Origin of the sequence: Ferrimicrobium acidiphilum DSM 19497 (assembly GCF_000949255.1) — a bacterium.
Taxonomy (GTDB): Bacteria; Actinomycetota; Acidimicrobiia; order Acidimicrobiales; family Acidimicrobiaceae; genus Ferrimicrobium; species Ferrimicrobium acidiphilum.
The window spans coordinates 90,356-107,604 of sequence record NZ_JXUW01000006.1 but is presented as its reverse complement, the minus strand read 5'-3'; the positions used below and the strand labels follow the sequence as shown (position 1 = coordinate 107,604).

Below are 17,249 nucleotides of genomic sequence, written 5' to 3'. Positions count from 1 at the left end.
ACGATGAAAAGCGGGAAAAGCTACAAAACTATTGACCAGTTGGTCGGGTGCAACGATGCTAGCTATTCACGGTCTGACTTATAAGTTGGCCCGTGGTAGAAATTAAGTCGATGACCTTAACTGTTCCTCCTTGGCTCAAACTAATCTTGATGTTTGCTTGAGTCTCTCCTCCAGTTTTCGCAGTAAATTTTACCCACTTCAGAGTCCCATGATTCTGAGTCAACGCCTGTGCCACAAAAGATTGAAATATGCTTGGCACCGCAGTCAGTTTCACTCCGTAAGTGATGCCACTTGTTGAGACCACAGGGTTGCTGGAACCAGATGTAGTCTGCGAAGAACTGGAACTACCTTCTGGAGGTTGGCTTTCAGCTGGGGCACTCTGGGTAGTGGAACCAGATGTAGTCTGCGAAGAACTGGAACTACCTTCTGGAGGTTGGCTTTCAGCTGGGGCACTCTGGGTAGTGGAACCAGATGTAGTCTGCGAAGAACTGGAACTACCTTCTGGAGGTTGGCTTTCAGCTGGGGCACTCTGGGTAGTGGCAGCAGGAGTTGAGCTCTCGCTTGACACCTTCTTCAGGACAACACTGTCATTTGACTGCAGGACTTTGACGTCGTAGACAACTGAGTTGAAGAGCACGTGAATGTCATAGACTGAGGCACCCTGGTAGGTGTCAGTAGACGTACTGGTTACCGTACCGCCCCCAACTGCAGCTAATGCTGCCTGGTCCGCCTGCGCGGCACTCTGGGTAGTGGCAGCAGGAGTTGAGCTCTCGCTTGACACCTTCTTCAGGACAACACTGTCATTTGACTGCAGGACTTTGACGTCGTAGACAACTGAGTTGAAGAGCACGTGAATGTCATAGACTGAGGCACCCTGGTAGGTGTCAGTAGACGTACTGGTTACCGTACCGCCCCCAACTGCAGCTAATGCTGCCTGGTCCGCCTGCGCGGCCGTCGTAGATACAGTGGCCTGAGTTGAGCTCTCGCTTGACACCTTCTTCAGGACAACACTGTCATTTGACTGCAGGACTTTGACGTCGTAGACAACTGAGTTGAAGAGCACGTGAATGTCATAGACTGAGGCACCCTGGTAGGTGTCAGTAGACGTACTGGTTACCGTACCGCCCCCAACTGCAGCTAATGCTGCCTGGTCCGCCTGCGCGGCCGTCGTAGATACAGTGGCCTGAGTTGAGCTCTCGCTTGACACCTTCTTCAGGACAACACTGTCATTTGACTGCAGGACTTTGACGTCGTAGACAACTGAGTTGAAGAGCACGTGAATGTCATAGACTGAGGCACCCTGGTAGGTGTCAGTAGACGTACTGGTTACCGTACCGCCCCCAACTGCAGCTAATGCTGCCTGGTCCGCCTGCGCGGCCGTCGTAGATACAGTGGCCTGAGTTGATACAGGGATGATCGGTGTCGAGTTCACCTGAGCACTTGCGAGAGCCATGCCAGGAACCGCCACTACACCGGCCGACAAGAGCCCAATTACCATAGATCGCTTGATCACGTTATACCTCCGAATTCGACGAATGCAGTGAGCTTAGGAACGCCAGATGATGGCAGTATGACAACTTTGACGGAAGTATCATCCATGAATCCTAAGGTTGGGATTTTGTCGACTAGGTCGGCTCTGAATCCTTATCAAACCAAGAGACAGAGATTCATAACTATATCACCATCGGTGCGCCTGGGTACTTCCACCTTTATACAATGCATTTGAGTTAGGAAAGGCGACACATATTTACTCTGGAGCTAAGCGGTGGCACTAGTCGTATGGTTATTGACACCTTAGGTACAGGGAGTCTGCATATTGGATGGGTAACACGAACAAGCCGGTGTACTTGGGAGCTACGACTTCCCTGATTGAGTTGGCGGCCCTGCCTCATCTCGTAGAACCGACTCGATCAGCGGCCCCAACAGGTCCGCCGCCTCGTCGATCAGGTGATAGTCCTTCGGCTCGACCATCGTACGGCTCAGCATGACCCCTCTGACCATAGCCATGATCAGATGAGCGACAACCTTGCTTCGTTCCTCAGGGATGCCAGCGCGATCCACCAAAATTGTGCAGAGGAAGTCGATCCAATCATCCATGGCATGTTTGAGAAACTCGTCATATAGCTCCCTATTGCGCACACTCGCGCCAACTAGTTCAAAGAAGAGCTTGTTGGCGTCCTCGTTGTCTGGATTGAGAATATCGACCATGGCAGCATTGAAATGGCGAGTGAAGAGTTCGGGACCAACATCTGTCTGGCTCAGCATCCTCTGAAGTCCGCCACGCTGTTCATCTGCAAGCCGTGCCAGCAGCTGTTCCAGCAGCTGGTCCTTGGCGCCAAAGTGATGCTCGAGCGTATTTGGAGCTACGCCGAGTTCATCGGCCAACTTTCGATATGTGAGTGAAGCAAGGCCGTTGGTCTTCAGGTATTCGGTCGCCTGTTCGGTGAGCTGTTGGCGTCTGGAGTTACCTTTGTCACGTTGATCCATCGCCACAGCCTAGGAGCTTCGATTGAAAACTCACCAGATTCGAAGCAGTCAGTGATATAAAGGCTCATATTGAGCATAAGCGAACCCGCATGACGGATTCTTGCATCGAGTTCCTGGAGTAGTAGCTACATATGGCCAGGGAACAACACAGCCAAAAGCGAGTGTTGGGTGAGACTAGCTACATGTGAGCCAGATACTGGTGGTCGGAACCGGTGTCGATCCGGTGACCTCACGCTTTTCAGGCGTGCGCTCTACCTGCTGAGCTATCCGACCGCAACGCACGATTGTGGCGGACCCGACGGGATTTGAACCCGCGACCTCCGGCTTGACAGGCCGGCGTGCACTCCAGGCTGCACCACGGGTCCCTACGCAATCGCTTGCAGGTAGACCAGTATATAAGACACTGCATCACTCCCACTGCAGGTCCAGGAAAACTCAGCGGTCGTGAAGACGCTCGATCAATCGGTCGCCGATATCTGCCGCGACCGACAAGTCGCCGAATCCACTCAGCGCTGCCAGTCCTGGTTTGAAACTCCCGTGGTAATCTGAGCCGCCGGTGATAAGAAGCTTCAATCCACTCGCCAATTGCGCTAGCTCAACCCGCTGCTGAGGGGAGTAACCTGCGTAGTAACACTCGACCCCGGCCAGACCCTGGCGCTGAAATTTTGCGAGCGTATCTGGTAGCGAAGTGAGCGGCACTCCAAGACTTAGAGGGTGTGCAATGACGGCCACGAGTCCAAGATCAGCACAGAGAGGGCCGATCTCCTCGAGCCCGAACAACGTCTTTGGGCTATACAGTGGCCTGCCCTTGGCCAGATAGGTGTCAAATGCATCCTGGATGCTGCTGACGTATCCACGATCTACCAACACCTTGGCAAAGTGGGGCCTCCCTACACTTTTAGCCAAAAAGTCGGTAGTTCCTGCCGCTGCAAGCACCTCCGCCTCGGTGATCTCGAGTCCAGCCTGATTAGCACGCTCCAAGAGTTCAAGGTTGCGGTTGCGTCGCGCCATCGCCAACTCGTCAATTCTTAGGGCGAGCTCTGTGGAGGCAAGTGAGTATCCGTAGACAAGAAGGTGAAAGGTCCCCCCGCTCCAACGTAGCGATAGTTCGACACCGTCAGGGGGTGATAGTTCAGAATCAAGCGCCTGGACAAAGGCTTCACTCCCAGCCAGCGTATCGTGATCTGTCAAAACCGCCATGTGCACATGACCAAGATCTGTCGCAAGCTGTGCCGCGGCCACCGATCCATCCGAGGCGTCAGAATGAAGATGGAGATCGCACCCGGCTGTCATGGATCCGAGTCTAGCCATCACCCCCTCATCGGAGACATTCGCGCCCTCCACCGACACAGCATGCCACCAAAGCGCGAGAACTGGAGACCGCCTAATCATGACGAAATCTAGCAATAACAGAGCTAAACGTCTTGATCGTGTCTGTTCCCAATCCTGGGGCTCGAGTGCGAACGTCGCGTGTCCACGACGGTTATGGTTACGCCAAATCTCTGTCTTCGTTAGTGCCCAAAGACAGTCATCGACATCGCTAGCAGCTCCATCCAGGCCACCTATTTTCTGCTCCGTTCGCCAAATTTGGATCTGACCAGAGAACCTGCAGACGTCACGAACTACCGATATGACAGACAGGGACCGTCAGCCGAGTGGGCCGCTCTCTACTCATCGACCGATTCGCTTGAACGAAGATCTCTCGCGCACAACGCCAACTGATAGCGTCGCTGTACTCTAAGACTTCTGCGATCGATACTCGAGCGCTAACGCAATAGTCCATCGCCACGTCATCGACAGCGGCCGAACCGACTCAGCGCCTACGCATGGCTAGGAGTACCTGCGTCAGAGATCGCGGCTTGGGTCGAAAGGAGGCTCAAGCACCTCACCAAGGCGATCAGCCAGCAGAACCTCGAGGTGGCGCTGATAGGAGGCCGCACGTCCCCTACCCGTCAACACGTTGTAGGCGATGAGACCACTCAACATAAACCAGAACGTTGGCGATCCTGGACTTCCCCATACAGGAAATATCAACCCGACCCCGAGCATCAAGACCGCTGTGGCACCAACCCCAAGCCAGAGGAGGACGCGATTCATACGCAAGCGAACAAGCTCAGCCTTCAAAAACGCAGTCGGAACCGGTGCACACGGCCACCAAATGCCTAGCTCCTGCAGCATTTGGACCCAATCATGGCGAGAATCGCGAGGGTATGAGGCCAAAACAGTCGATGCCGAAGTACGCTTCCATAGCATGCGGCGAAGCGGGACATAGACTAGTCCGAGGCCTATGAGGACAAGACCGACTATCCACGCAGACAAAGAGGTGGTAATCGCCGCTAGTGCCATCATTCGCAGCCAACAATCGCTACCATGCAGAGCACCTTATCACAATCGAGCGTCGCTTAGACTGAATATGTCGGCAAATCCATAAAGGGCTAGAGACTCGAGCTCTCAGCCAGGGCGCCGCCAAAAAGACCTCCTTCAAGTGGCACCCACTATCCGAATCCGACGCCATATCCGGCGCTACATCAAGAGGCACAACAAGAAAACTGTGGGAGCCATCGTTCTAGGTTCAATAGCTGGTAGGCTTTACATACCGTGATCGAAGATCCTCAGAACAACCATCCGGAGCACGATCAGCTAGAACGTGACCATCCGGAGGAGGCGTGTGGGGTCTTTGGTATCTCCTTGCCGAACGAGGCTGTCTCCTATCTCACCTTCGATGGTCTCTATGCGCTACAGCATCGCGGACAAGAGTCAGCTGGCATGGCGGTCGCCGAAAACGGTGAAGTTACGGTGATCAAGAACCTCGGCCTTGTAAGCGCAGTGTTCGATGACTCAACGCTCGCCTCCTTGCCAGGCGACATGGCGATCGGGCATACCCGTTATGCCACCGCTGGCGACCGTAGTTGGCACAACGCCCAACCTATCTTTCGTGCCAGCGGCGAGTACGGTATCGCTGTAGCCCACAACGGAAACCTGACCAACTCACACGAGCTTGTCGATCGACTCTTCGACACCATCGCTCGACAACCTTCTGATACCGAGTTGATCGCCCAGCTCGTCTCGGTCTCGGTGGCTCGCACACGACCAAGCAACACCGAAGCCTACGCAAAGGCTATACGAGACGCTCTCTCCGAACTCCGTGGCGCCTACTCGCTTGCCATGCTCGATGGAGAGCGGATCGTTGGTGCTCGCGATCCCGACGGCTTTCGACCTCTGTGCCTGGGCACGATTGCTCCTAACGGTTGGGTGATCGCCTCTGAGTCTCCAGCTCTAGACGTTATTGGCGCCGAATTTGTCCGCGAGATCGACCCTGGCGAGATCGTCATTATCGATGCCGAAGGCGCTCATAGCTTCCCTTCGGCTGAACCGCAACCCTCACATCTTTGCATCTTCGAGTTCGTCTACTTTGCGAGACCGGATAGCAAACTGCTCGGCAAGGAGGTGCATGGCACCCGACGTGCGATGGGTGAGTACCTTGCTCATACACTACCTGTGGCCGCCGATATGGTTATGGGGGTACCCGATTCGGGAGTCCCAGCCGCAGAAGGATACGCACTCGCCTCCGGTATTCCTTACGGCCAGGGCCTCGTAAAGAATCGCTACATCGGGCGGACCTTCATCAATCCAGGAGTAAAGAGCCGCCAAGACGCGATACGTCGCAAGCTAAACGTACTCGAGGAGAACGTACGAGGCAAGCGAGTAGTGGTGGTCGACGACTCGATCGTGAGAGGTTCGACTACCAAATCAATAGTTCGTCTTCTCAAGCAAGCAGGTGCGGCCGAGGTCCATCTCCGCATCTCCTCCCCACCCTATCGTTGGCCCTGCTTCTATGGCATCGATACCCCAAATCGGCCCGATCTAATCGCAGCCCATCACAGCGTCGAGGAGATCAATGAAATTCTCGGTGCTGACAGCCTCGCCTACCTCCAGCTCGGCGATCTACGGAAGGCGATCGGAACCCCAGAGGGATTCTGCGACGCCTGCTTAACGGGCAACTATCCGGTCGAACTCAGCACCCATCTCGCCGGTCAACAGGTGCTCTAGAAAGGACATCCGTGGACTATCAGCAAGCAGGCGTCGATCTTGTCAACGCCGAGGAGGCGGTGAAGGCGATATCTGCCTTGGTCAAGAGCACCTACAACCCTCAGGTGATCTCAGACCTAGGGGGGTTTGGTGGTCTGTTCCGACTTGGAGATGAAGGCGCGCCCGTCCTCGTCGCCACGACCGACGGAGTCGGCACCAAAACTGAGGTGGCGCGGGTCGCGGGTCGTTGGGAAGGAATCGGCCAGGATCTCGTCGCGATGTGTCTTGACGATCTCGTCTGCACAGGGGCTAGGCCACTCTTTTTTCTCGACTACATCGCGGTTGGCAAGAACGAACCATCGCTGATCGCCACCTTGGTGGCCTCGATGGCGACGGCTCTAAAGTCAGCTAATACGGCACTTATCGGAGGCGAGATCGCCGAGCATCCAGGATCGATGGCCCCCGATCAGGTAGATCTTGCTGGCTTTGCGGTTGGACTGGTGGATCCAGCCACTGCGATTGGGCCCGAACGAGTAGCGGCCGGCGACCGAATCATCGGGCTCCCGTCGCCAAACCTGCGCTCAAACGGCTTCTCATTGGTGCGTGCGGTCTATGCGGACCTACTATCCGGGGTTAAAGATGGGCGAGCCTCCACCCGCGAGCACACCCTCTATGAGGCGCTAATCGAACCCTCCGTGCTCTACGCACCCATAATGCTCGAGTTCGTCGATCGGTCACTCCTGCACGCCGCAAGCCACACCACCGGTGGTGGCCTAGTCAACAACCTCGCTCGGGTCATCCCAGAAGGGCTAAGCGCTGTCATTGACCCGAACGCATGGAGATGGCCTTCGATCTTCACTCAACTGATGGAGGACGGCGCTATCTCACTCGACGAGATGCGGCGCACCTTCAACCTCGGTGTTGGCATGGCGTTGGTAGTGGCGCCAACCCACGTGACTACGGTGCTTGGCTCCTATCCTGGAGCCGTAGAGATCGGTCACGTTTTAGAAGGAGACGAACGAGCACGATGGAGCTAACGACCGCGAACGCAGCTGCAGCCCGAGCTGAGCTGATTGCAAGCATCAAGGAACATGCGATCACCTACGGCGACTTTGTCTTGAAATCTGGCGCCAAATCAACCTGGTTCATCGACACCAAACGAGCCATCTGCCGACCTCCTATCCTCTTTCACACCGCCCAGCTCGCGCTGGCCGTAGTCTTAGAAGAGGTGACCGCCATCGGTGGACTTACCATGGGGGCAGACCCAATCGCATTTGCAGCCGCAGCGATCGCGCAGTCCGAGGGGCGGAGACTGAGTGCCTTCTCGGTTCGCAAGGAGATCAAAGAGTATGGACAGGGTGGTCGCATCGCTGGGAACTTGAGCAGCCGAGACCGCGTCTGTGTCGTTGAAGATACCCCTTCACGCGGAACCTCGTTACAGGCCGCCATAGAGGCGGTCGAGGCGACCGGAGCGACGGTCGTGCAGGCGCTTGCGGTGGTAGATCGCGGCGGAAGTGCCGCCTCAGTCGTTGCGCCGATTCCGTTCGTAGCCCTAGTCAGCGCCCCTGATCTCGGTCTCCCCTACGAGGGGGGCCTCTAGCCTCGCTAGTTGGTATTCCATCGACAGCTGGCCCAAATCCATCTCAGCCTGCCAACGATCACACGCCCCAAAGGTTCTAGCTCGTAGTCGACGAGCGCAGGCGGTAATCAAGTGCTGCCACCACCTCATCAGCCTGACTTGGGCGGGTGAGTCGCAGGATGGGTAGCTGCGGGCGCTCTAACAAGATCTCACGGATCCGTGGCGGATAGCTCGACCGTGTGCGCCAGGCCCAGCGCACGATATGTTCAGGCTTGTTGAAAATAGTCCAAAACGGTGGCTCGACATTGCCGTTCCAGAGCGGCTGATGGGCAAACCCACGTATCAGCGTACGAAGCACTACTCGCCTCATAACCACGTGCAACGGATAGTCGAGCCAGATCAGCAGTTGGGCACGGGCTAGTAGGCGTTCGCGCACGACATCGTACTGCCACTCAGTAACCCAGCGATTCTGAGCGATAAAACGATCTACTTCAAGCTCAAAGGTTGGCAACACGCTCCAGTTCGGCCCGTGAAAGAGACTATCTAGCTCTACGTAGGTCAGATCTAGTTTTCGACTCAGCCTACGACACAAGCTCGACTTCCCAGACCCAGACACCCCCGCTACCAAGGCACGACTAGGGGCAAAGTCGAGTTGATCGACGGTACTCAGCAGCGGCACTTAGGTCGCCAGATCCAGAAGGTCGAAGCCATGTCACCATCGTAGCCGCGAGATCGAGGCTACGATGGCCAGAGCTGTCATGACAAAACGGTCTACTAAGACCAAGAGGTAGCTATGTACTTCGCCTCGGTGTACTCAAGCACCCCTTCTTGTCCACCTTCACGGCCAAGCCCGCTCTGCTTCACTCCACCAAAAGGTGCAGCTGGGTCCGAGACCAAACCACGATTCAGTCCGATCATTCCAGCCTCGAGAGCCTCTGCCACCCGGAGACCTCTCGCGAGATCACCGGTGTACAGATAGGAGACAAGCCCAAAGTCGGTGGCGTTCGCCAACGAGATCGCCTCATCCTCTGTCTCAAAGCTCGTCACCGGTGCTACCGGTCCGAAAATCTCCTCTCCAAGCAGCTGCGAGCTCGGATCTACATCTTCGAGTACCGCAGGTTGGACAAAGTAGCCCTTCCCTTGCCAGCGTTCACCACGACTTAACAGCCGAGCACCCCGATCCAACGCATCACTCACAAGCGCCTCGACCTTGTCCTGTGCCTCTTGATTGATGAGTGGACCTAGCTCGGTGCCCTCCGCTAGACCAGGCCCCATCTTCAGTGACTCCATCGCCTGAGCCAGCTTGGCGCTGAAGGCACTCGCCACTGAGGCTTGAACGTAGAACCGGTTAGCCGCGGTGCACGCCTCTCCACCGTTTCGCATCTTGGCGATCATGGCACCAGCAACGGCTGCATCGAGATCAGCATCTGCGAAGACCAGGAAGGGGGCGTTCCCGCCTAACTCCATAGAGGAGTTGATGATCGTATCAGCGGCCTCGTGGAGCAGCGTTCTACCGACCTCCGTCGACCCAGTGAAAGACAGCTTTCGCACCCTCGGGTCGTGCAACATCTTAGAGACGACGTTTGAGGACCCACGGGCAGGAAGCACGTTAACCACTCCAGCCGGGACACCCGCATCCATCAGGATCTTGGCGATCAACAGCGCGGTCAACGGCGTGTCGGTGGCTGGTTTCAGAATTACCGAACAGCCAGCCGCTAGCGCAGGAGCGATCTTTCTAGTGGCCATGGCGGCAGGAAAGTTCCACGGAGTGACCAAGACTGCCACGCCGATAGCCTGACGAAGGACGAGAATCTGGTTGGAGCCACTGGGTGCACGCTGGATCAGCCCCGACTGGCGAACCGCCTCCTCAGCATACCAACGAAAGAACTCGGCCGCATAGGCGACCTCTCCACGTGCATCAGGTAGCGCCTTCCCGTTCTCCAGCACGATCACGCGAGCGATGTCCTCGGAGCGTTCGACCATGAGTTCGTAACTCTTGCGAAGAATCTCCGCTCGCTCACGAGGCGCTCGCCTCTCCCAGCTCGGTTGCACCTCGTAGGCGACGGTGACCGCCTCCATCGCGTCCGCCTCGGTGGCGAGCGGAACGCTCGCAAGCGTCTCGGTGGTCGCGGGGTCGATAACCTCGGTCGTTGCACCATCACGCGCATCGACCCATGATCCACCGATCAGCATCTGCGTAGGTACGCCCTTAGGTAGTTCTGACACATGCATGAGTTAGTCCATCCTCTTCATAATGACCTCAACGATTCGATCTACCGACGGAATCACCTGATCTTCAAGCTCGGCGGCGGCCGGCAACGGGATGTGTGGAGTAGTGATACGAACCGGGGGTCCATCGAGGGTATAGAACCCCTCGTCGGTCACGATCGAGACCACCTCTGCCCCCCAGCCACAGAGCTGAGGATTCTCCTCCACCGTAAACAGTCGCGAGGTCGCCGTCACCGAGGCGAGCACACTACTGATGTCGAGCGGCACCAAGGTTCTCAAGTCGATCACAGTACAGTCGATGCCGAACTCACGTGCGAGACGGTTCGCCGCCTCGGTGGCACGATGTACCATCGCTCCGATGGTAACAATCGTGGCGTCAGCTCCCTCACGGACGATCCTCGCCCGACCCAGCGGCTCAACTATCTCACCATCGGCCACCTCGCCCTTGGTGGCATAGAGCGACTTTGACTCCAGGAAGATCACCGGGTCGTCATCACGAACTGCAGCCGCAAAGAGGCCGACGAGGTCGTGTGGCGTCGAGGGGAGGGCAACCTTTAGACCAGGTACCGCCATCGCCCAGTTCTCAATCGACTGCGAGTGCTGGGCACCAAACCGGAGGCCACCTCCGTTGCCGGATCTGATCACCACCGGCATCGTGACCTGACCATTGGTCATGTAGCGGGTCTTGGCCATCTGATTGGCGACGATGTCCCAACAGACTCCGAAGAAGTCGGAGTACATGATCTCAGCGACGGGACGAAGACCGGTCATCGCCGCCCCCATCAGCGTACCCAAAATGGCCTGTTCTGAGATGGGAGTATCGATGACCCGATCTGGACCAAACTGCTCTAGCAGACCGGAGGTGGCCTTGAAGACACCACCTGCCCTCGCTACGTCTTCACCTAGAAAGACTACGCGCTCGTCACGCGCCATCTCCTGCGCGAGTGCGCGATGTACCGCATCTCGATAGCTCAACTCCGCCATTGCCAACCTCCATCGCTCCAAACATCTCTAAACGCAAGATCCGCTGGCGGTGCCGGCGACGCCTTCGCTGTCTCAGTGGCGAGATCGACCGCCCTGGCCACCCGCTCCTCGATCGCGTCCAAAGCACCGGCAGAGATCCCCTCTGACTCCAGTCGGCTGCGGTAGGCGGGTATAGGATCGCGCTCCATCCACTCCGCCACCTCCGCATCTGGTCGATACTTTCCTGGATCAGCACGTGAGTGCCCCTGGTGGCGGTAGGTCATCGCCTCAATCAAAGAGGGGCCGTGTCCTTCTCGCGCCCATCGCAACCGTTCCTGAGCTATACGATACATCTCGGTAGCGTCGTTACCATCGACGATGATCCGCTCGAGTCCATAGGCTCCCGCGCGATCAGCTGCTGGGTGTTCAACCGCGGTCACATCGTGGATCGACGTGTACTCCATATAGAGGTTATTCTCACAGACGAACACCACTGGAAGCTGATAGACGCTGGCGAAGTTCAATGCCTCGTGGAAGGCCCCGATGTTGGTCGTCCCGTCACCAAAGAAGCAGACGGCGACCTGGCCGCTCTTGCGATACTTCGCTGAAAAGGCGGCGCCTACGGCGATCGGGAGGTGGGCACCGACGATAGCGTACGACCCCATCATCCCGTGCTCGACGCTAGTTAGGTGCATGGAGCCACCCTTGCCAGCCATCAATCCACCCTCGCGACCCATCAGCTCAGCCATCACCGGTGCCATCGGGACACCACGAGATAGCGTATGCGCATGCCCTCGGTAGGTGGCAAAGGTCCAGTCGGTGGGGTGCATCGCCTCGCCGAACCCGGCGGCGATCGCCTCCTGGCCGATCGAGAGGTGGCTGGTGCCCTTCACCAATCCCTGCAAAAACAGGTCGTACACCCGCTTTTCAAACTGGCGAAGTATGACCATCCGTTCAAAGAGACGCAATCGGAGATCGGTCTCTACTATCTGAGCTTCTACTGTCTGCACCATAGTGCTCCCTTCATTCTCTTAATCTCAATACTGGTTGGCGACGAATAACTCGTCAGCGGGGAACAGGGTGAGAACCTTGGCCCCATCATCGGTGACCACCAACTCCTCCTCGATGCGCGCAGCTGAGTATCCGTCACTCGCAGGGCAGTAGGTCTCCAACGCGAAGACCATCCCAGCCTCGAGTGTGAAGGGGTGATCGAGCGAGTTCAACCGAGAGATAATCGGCCGCTCGTGAAGCGCTAGACCGAGACCATGTCCAAACTGGAGACCAAAGGCCTCCATCTCATCGGAGAAGCCAAACTCGGTAGCCTTGGGCCATACCTGTGCGATCTGGTCGGTGGTAACTCCTGGCTTGATCAACGCGATCGCAGCATCGATCCACTCCCTCGCCTTGGTGTAGGCATCACGTTGTGACTGTGTCGCCCTACCGACACCAAAGGTTCGATAGTAACAGGTTCGATAGCCGTTGTATGACTGGATGATATCGAAAAACGCCTGGTCTCCTGGCCGAATCATCCGATCAGAGAAGTTATGCGGATGCGGCGAACATCGCTCACCAGAGACTGCGTTAATCGCCTCGACGTCGTCGGATCCGGCGGCGTAGAGGAACTCGTTCGCCTGCGCCACCACCTCATTCTCGCGGATACCAGGCTTGAGGATCTCCGAAATAAGCTGGTAGGTGCCGTCAACAATTGCCGCCGAGCTCGAGAGCAACATGATCTCATCTCTCGACTTGATCTGGCGAGCATCGAGCATGACCTGCTGCCCATCTCGTACATCGATGCCAGCTCGCATCAGTGCGAGCATCATCGGCACCTCAACGATATCGACACCGATAGGGGCATTCGCCACCCCAGCATCCTCGAGTAGAGACTTGATCTCCATCGCCGCCCGGTCCATAAAACCAGCATCGGGCGCGACTGAACCACGGAGGCCGAGCATGCCAGCACGCGAGTTCTCCGGCTCTAGCCAGGGGGCATAGATCCGGTGATGCTTGGCCGCCGACCCGAAGTCCCAGAGTACCGGCTCTCCATCTCGGGTCAAGAGGGTATATCGGCAGACCTTATCGCGCACCCACTCACCGATCTGGGTGGAGGTTATATAGCGTATGTTGTTGACGTCGAAGCAGAGAAGCGCACCTAGCTCAGAGTTTGCAAGCGCCTCACGTGCCCTGGCGAGCCGATAGGAACGAAGCCGGTCGAAATCGACCCGTTCCTCGAAATCGACCCCCATCCTTCCGGGTGCGGGCACTAATCCATCGTATCTGTACTCTGACATCTCGTCTCCTTTCTTCGGTAGCTCACCCACATCACTCACGCTTGCACGGCTGCGAGTCCAAAGAGGCGCGCAGCCGTGCCTCCGAGGATCGCCTCAAGCGCCACAGGATCTAGCCCCAGCGACTCCAAGCCGGTGAGTTGGTCATAGTCACCCATATCGAATGGATGATCGGTCCCAAACAGCAGCTGTGACGGACCAACCGCGGCCAACAGCGCAGCCAACTCACGCTCCCCATGGGCGATAGTGTCGTAGAACAGACGCCGAAACGACCAGCTCGGCTCGTGACTAAGACGGCTCTTGGGCTCAGGACGGACGCTGAACGAATGATCGATTCGACCAAAAACTGAGGGCAGCACTCCACCGGCATGAGCCAGGATGATCCGCAGGTCGGGGTAGCGTTCGACCAATCCGGACAGCACCAGTTGTGCGCCGACGATCGCAGTCTCGACCGGGTTCCCTACCGAGTTCCAGAGGTAACCACCCTGGAGCGCGTCTATCCCCATCCCCTTGCTGCTTGGGTGGATGAAAACAGGGGTTCGAGTCTCGGCAACCGAGGCCCAAAACTCCTCGAAGCGCTCACCGCCAACGAACTCGCCGGCCACCGTCGGGACGATCTCAACCCCGGTAAGCCCGCCAGCTCTCGCCTCCGTGAGGACACGAATGGCACGAGCTGGTTCAATCATCGGTACCGCCGCCATGGCTGACAAGCGAGGCTCCCTGGCCACCGTCTCTGCCATGGCGGCGTTCAGACGCTGACATGCCGCCTCGGCTAGGTTGGGATCCTCGGTCTGAGGGAGCAGTGCGACCCACGGCGAGAGTACGGCCTCCTGGATCCCGATCGCCTCCTCTCCTGCGATGAGGATCGTCGGATCCACAACCTCACGAACGAGGGAGTCGACATGTGAGCCGTGGTACCAGACGGCGGTGGCTGAGCCATCGCGGCTGATCCAGGGGTCAGGCCCGGTAGAGCTCGAGGAGGTCAATGGGGCAAAATGAGCATGTACGTCGACGACTCGTCGACCAATAGAGGGATTCATTGTCGTCGCCCTATCCCCTCTCGCACAAACTTCTGGGCGCACGGCGCCCTCACGATAGCTCACACCTCATACTTGCTCGCTCTTCACTACGGCGCCACCCAAATACAGAGCACCTATCTCGGGATGCTCAAGCACCTCACGACCGCTTCCGGTCAGTCGTACGATGCCGTTCTCAAGCACTATGCCGTGATCAGCCAAGCGCAGGCCGGCCTTTGCATTCTGCTCTACAAGCAGTACAGTCCGTCCGCTGGCACTCATGTGCCGAACCGTTTTGAACACCCGCTTTAGTGTTACTGGGTCAAGCCCCATAGACGGCTCGTCGAGGATGACTATCCGCGGATCGAGCATCAGGCAACGAGCGAACTCCACCAGGCGCTGCTGGCCTCCGGAGAGACTCCCCGCCTTCTCCTTCCCACGCTCAACTACGATCGGGAACTGCTCAGCGATCTCCTCGAAGCGCCGCCTTATCAGGTCACGATCCTTCAGCAAAAAGGCGCCAAACTCGACGTTCTCGCGAACGGTCATCTTCTTGAAAAGGCTGTGGTTCTGTGGCACCTGGACGATACCAGCCTGCAAAATCTGCCTAGGGCTGCTGCCTAGGATCGACTGTCCATCAAAGACGATGTCTCCCTCTCGCGGCTTGACAAGGCCACTGATCGTCTTCAATAGCGTCGACTTGCCAGCTCCATTAGGGCCGACTATGCAGGTCACACCTCCACCAGCGACGCGGAAGTTCACACCCTTCAAAATATCGCCGCCACCGTATCCCGCGAAGACACCTCGCAGCTCCAGTAACGGCCTCGCCTCTGTCGAGCTATCAGGATTCATCATCGTCGTCATCATCCTCCTCTGTGCCACCAAGGTAGGCATCGAGAACCTTCGGATCGGTACGCACGATCTCTGGTGGACCAGCCGCTATCACACTGCCGTAGCTCATCACGGTGACCGCGTCACAGAGACCCATGACGAACTCCATGTTGTGTTCGATAACAAGAAATGTGGTACCCTGCCGATTTAGCTCGGTGATCCTTTCGGCCAGCTGGTTGATCAGCGACGGGTTAACACCTCCAGCGGGCTCATCGAGCAGGATCAGCGATGGGTCCGCCACCAGGACGTAGGCGAGCTCGAGCAGCTTGCGCTGCCCGTAGGAGAGCGAACCTGCGAGCTCTCCAGCGAGTCGCTTGAGGCCAACGAAGTCCAAAAGCTCCATCGCATGATCACGCTCGCTCGCTGAACCGGTGGGACGAAGCATGCTTCGTAACCACGACTCCCTGCGCTGGGTAGCTACCAGCATGTTATCTAGAACACTTAGGCGCGCAAAGATCCGTGTGAGCTGGAATGTGCGCCCGATACCGAGCGCGAAAACCGCCTCCGGTGTTCGATTACGGATCGAGTTGCCGCGATAGATGACATCACCATCGTCGCAACGCTCGTAACCGGTAATGATGTTGAACATGGTGGTCTTGCCGGAGCCATTCGGGCCGATCAGACCATTGATCTTCCCATCCATCACATCGAGTGTGCATCCTGCTAATGCTTTGACGCCACCAAAGGATCGATGAAGACCACGGACCTCAAGAAGAGTATCGGTCACGGGGCCACCTCCCCAGAAGTCGCCGGCGTCACCTCTGCCTCTTCACGCCTCAAACGACGTAGTCGCAACCGCTTTCCGATCGAGGGGAGAATGCCCTCAGGAAGGAAGGAGATAACCCCCAGGAAGAGCAGACCGTAGATCACGAGATAGAGATCTGCATTCGCCAGGTAAAGGTTTAGATAGCGCTGCAGAGCCTCCAACACCAGAGCCCCCAACAGCGGGCCCACGATGGTGCCGAATCCGCCAAGAAACGCCATCAGCGCAATCGTTACGTCCAATGCCGCATTGAAGGCGAACTGCGGGTAGATCTGGCCGATAAAGAAGGCCCAGATGGCACCCATCATCGCCACCGGGATCGCAGAGATCATGAACGAGGTGATCTTGACTCGGCCCACCTTCACCCCAAGGCTTCGTGCCCGATCCTCATCATCTCGAATCGCAAATAGCTGCAAGCCAAAACGAGAACGCCGGATCCCGATGACGGCGGCTACCGTCAACACCAAGACGATGAGACAGGCGTAGTAGAACGGGTTGTTGTAGTCGCTAGCGCTGAACTGACCGTTCGGCAGGACTACGCCCGCAGATCCACCAGTAAAGCTGAGATTGAACGCCAGTAACTGGGCTATGAAGAAGAAGGCGATAGTGATCACCACGAAGGTGTGGCGGCGTGTTCGCAGGGCGATATACCCATATGGAATGGCGATGATCGCTGCAACGATACCCGCGAGCGGCAACAGCGCGAACATAGACAGCCCACCACTCATATTCCAGTGGGTCGATAGAAGCGCCATCGTATAGGCACCAACGCCAAAGAACACAGCGTGGCCTAGCGACACGTAGCCGGAGAAGCCGCTGAATGAGTTCCAGGCGGTGGCGATTCCCATGTACATCAGGCAGTACACAGCGATGGTAGTGAAGGTAGCTCCGGTGATCACCAAGGGAAGGAAGATGAGGATTACAAGCGCAACTCCCCACCACCATGAGCGATGCGCCAGCAACCCTGGCACCTTAGCTGCCGAGCCACCCTCAGTGCCCACTTG

The 17,249-nt window shown here is 57.2% G+C and carries 16 protein-coding genes and 2 tRNA genes; 3 read left to right on the top strand and 15 right to left on the bottom strand.

Features of this window, described 5'->3' with window-relative positions; translation table 11 throughout:
- Nucleotides 1-58 precede the first annotated feature (58 nt).
- From FEAC_RS04740 to FEAC_RS04715, 6 genes are all read right to left on the bottom strand, one after another.
- A complete protein-coding gene (locus FEAC_RS04740) occupies nucleotides 59-1,513 on the bottom strand; it encodes a hypothetical protein (protein ID WP_052565597.1) in 1,455 nt (484 codons plus the stop codon).
- A gap of 341 nt (nucleotides 1,514-1,854) precedes the next feature.
- On the bottom strand, nucleotides 1,855-2,487 hold the full coding sequence (locus FEAC_RS04735) for a TetR/AcrR family transcriptional regulator (protein WP_052565596.1): 633 nt from the start codon (nucleotides 2,485-2,487) through the stop codon (nucleotides 1,855-1,857).
- A 197-nt stretch (nucleotides 2,488-2,684) separates the two neighbouring features.
- A tRNA-Phe gene (locus FEAC_RS04730) sits at nucleotides 2,685-2,760 on the bottom strand.
- 14 nt (nucleotides 2,761-2,774) lie between these two features.
- Nucleotides 2,775-2,852 (bottom strand) — tRNA-Asp (locus tag FEAC_RS04725).
- 70 nt (nucleotides 2,853-2,922) lie between these two features.
- Nucleotides 2,923-3,879, bottom strand: a complete 957-nt coding sequence (locus tag FEAC_RS04720) for a PHP domain-containing protein (RefSeq protein ID WP_152623083.1) — start codon at nucleotides 3,877-3,879, stop codon at nucleotides 2,923-2,925.
- Between the two features lie 453 nt (nucleotides 3,880-4,332).
- A complete protein-coding gene (locus tag FEAC_RS04715; protein ID WP_152623082.1) occupies nucleotides 4,333-4,833 on the bottom strand; it encodes a hypothetical protein in 501 nt (166 codons plus the stop codon).
- Between the two features lie 252 nt (nucleotides 4,834-5,085).
- Here FEAC_RS04715 and purF point away from each other — a divergent pair, with 252 nt between their 5' ends.
- The 3 genes from purF to pyrE are packed head-to-tail and all read left to right on the top strand — an operon-like array spanning nucleotide 5,086 to nucleotide 8,116.
- Entirely contained in the window at nucleotides 5,086-6,537 is a 1,452-nt protein-coding gene (purF, locus tag FEAC_RS04710) for an amidophosphoribosyltransferase (protein WP_236684604.1), read from the top strand.
- Between the two features lie 11 nt (nucleotides 6,538-6,548).
- Nucleotides 6,549-7,553, top strand: coding sequence for a phosphoribosylformylglycinamidine cyclo-ligase (gene purM, locus FEAC_RS04705; RefSeq protein ID WP_035392585.1), 1,005 nt, complete (start codon nucleotides 6,549-6,551; stop codon nucleotides 7,551-7,553).
- Nucleotides 7,544-8,116, top strand: coding sequence for an orotate phosphoribosyltransferase (gene pyrE, locus FEAC_RS04700; protein WP_035392583.1), 573 nt, complete (start codon nucleotides 7,544-7,546; stop codon nucleotides 8,114-8,116). Before purM ends, pyrE begins: the two co-directional genes overlap by 10 nt.
- 76 nt (nucleotides 8,117-8,192) lie before the next feature.
- Here pyrE and FEAC_RS04695 read toward each other — a convergent pair whose 3' ends face one another.
- The 9 genes from FEAC_RS04695 to FEAC_RS04655 all read right to left on the bottom strand — a co-directional run bounded on the left by FEAC_RS04695 (nucleotide 8,193) and on the right by FEAC_RS04655 (nucleotide 17,207).
- The gene (locus FEAC_RS04695; protein WP_201773842.1) at nucleotides 8,193-8,774 is read right to left on the bottom strand and encodes a P-loop NTPase family protein; all 582 of its coding nucleotides are present in this window, start codon (nucleotides 8,772-8,774) and stop codon (nucleotides 8,193-8,195) included.
- A gap of 95 nt (nucleotides 8,775-8,869) precedes the next feature.
- Nucleotides 8,870-10,327: an NAD-dependent succinate-semialdehyde dehydrogenase gene (locus tag FEAC_RS04690; protein ID WP_035392581.1), complete on the bottom strand. Its 1,458-nt coding sequence runs from the start codon at nucleotides 10,325-10,327 to the stop codon at nucleotides 8,870-8,872.
- Between the two features lie 3 nt (nucleotides 10,328-10,330).
- Entirely contained in the window at nucleotides 10,331-11,308 is a 978-nt protein-coding gene (locus FEAC_RS04685; protein ID WP_035392579.1) for an alpha-ketoacid dehydrogenase subunit beta, read from the bottom strand.
- Nucleotides 11,296-12,300 (bottom strand): thiamine pyrophosphate-dependent dehydrogenase E1 component subunit alpha, encoded by a 1,005-nt coding sequence (locus FEAC_RS04680; RefSeq protein WP_035392577.1) that lies wholly within the window; start codon nucleotides 12,298-12,300, stop codon nucleotides 11,296-11,298. Before FEAC_RS04680 ends, FEAC_RS04685 begins: the two co-directional genes overlap by 13 nt.
- 24 nt (nucleotides 12,301-12,324) lie before the next feature.
- Complete coding sequence (locus FEAC_RS04675; protein ID WP_052565594.1) at nucleotides 12,325-13,578, bottom strand: M24 family metallopeptidase; 1,254 nt, start codon at nucleotides 13,576-13,578, stop codon at nucleotides 12,325-12,327.
- Between the two features lie 35 nt (nucleotides 13,579-13,613).
- Nucleotides 13,614-14,615, bottom strand: a complete 1,002-nt coding sequence (locus FEAC_RS04670; protein WP_052565590.1) for an amidohydrolase family protein — start codon at nucleotides 14,613-14,615, stop codon at nucleotides 13,614-13,616.
- A gap of 66 nt (nucleotides 14,616-14,681) precedes the next feature.
- Nucleotides 14,682-15,485, bottom strand: coding sequence for an ABC transporter ATP-binding protein (locus FEAC_RS04665; RefSeq protein ID WP_201773840.1), 804 nt, complete (start codon nucleotides 15,483-15,485; stop codon nucleotides 14,682-14,684).
- On the bottom strand, nucleotides 15,433-16,209 hold the full coding sequence (locus FEAC_RS04660) for an ABC transporter ATP-binding protein (RefSeq protein ID WP_052565588.1): 777 nt from the start codon (nucleotides 16,207-16,209) through the stop codon (nucleotides 15,433-15,435). Before FEAC_RS04660 ends, FEAC_RS04665 begins: the two co-directional genes overlap by 53 nt.
- Nucleotides 16,206-17,207 (bottom strand): branched-chain amino acid ABC transporter permease, encoded by a 1,002-nt coding sequence (locus FEAC_RS04655; RefSeq protein WP_160290330.1) that lies wholly within the window; start codon nucleotides 17,205-17,207, stop codon nucleotides 16,206-16,208. The genes FEAC_RS04660 and FEAC_RS04655 overlap by 4 nt, the downstream gene beginning before the upstream one ends.
- Nucleotides 17,208-17,249 lie beyond the last annotated feature (42 nt).

Coding starts and splice junctions, on each gene's coding strand:
- pyrE (WP_035392583.1), top strand. CDS start 7,544: ATGGAGCTAACGACCGCGAACGCAGCTGCAGCCCGAGCTGAGCTGATT.
- FEAC_RS04735 (WP_052565596.1), bottom strand. CDS start 2,487: ATGGATCAACGTGACAAAGGTAACTCCAGACGCCAACAGCTCACCGAA.
- FEAC_RS04685 (WP_035392579.1), bottom strand. CDS start 11,308: ATGGCGGAGTTGAGCTATCGAGATGCGGTACATCGCGCACTCGCGCAG.
- FEAC_RS04665 (WP_201773840.1), bottom strand. CDS start 15,485: ATGCCTACCTTGGTGGCACAGAGGAGGATGATGACGACGATGATGAAT.
- FEAC_RS04670 (WP_052565590.1), bottom strand. CDS start 14,615: ATGAATCCCTCTATTGGTCGACGAGTCGTCGACGTACATGCTCATTTT.
- FEAC_RS04680 (WP_035392577.1), bottom strand. CDS start 12,300: ATGGTGCAGACAGTAGAAGCTCAGATAGTAGAGACCGATCTCCGATTG.
- FEAC_RS04715 (WP_152623082.1), bottom strand. CDS start 4,833: ATGGCACTAGCGGCGATTACCACCTCTTTGTCTGCGTGGATAGTCGGT.
- FEAC_RS04720 (WP_152623083.1), bottom strand. CDS start 3,879: ATGATTAGGCGGTCTCCAGTTCTCGCGCTTTGGTGGCATGCTGTGTCG.
- FEAC_RS04675 (WP_052565594.1), bottom strand. CDS start 13,578: ATGTCAGAGTACAGATACGATGGATTAGTGCCCGCACCCGGAAGGATG.
- FEAC_RS04690 (WP_035392581.1), bottom strand. CDS start 10,327: ATGCATGTGTCAGAACTACCTAAGGGCGTACCTACGCAGATGCTGATC.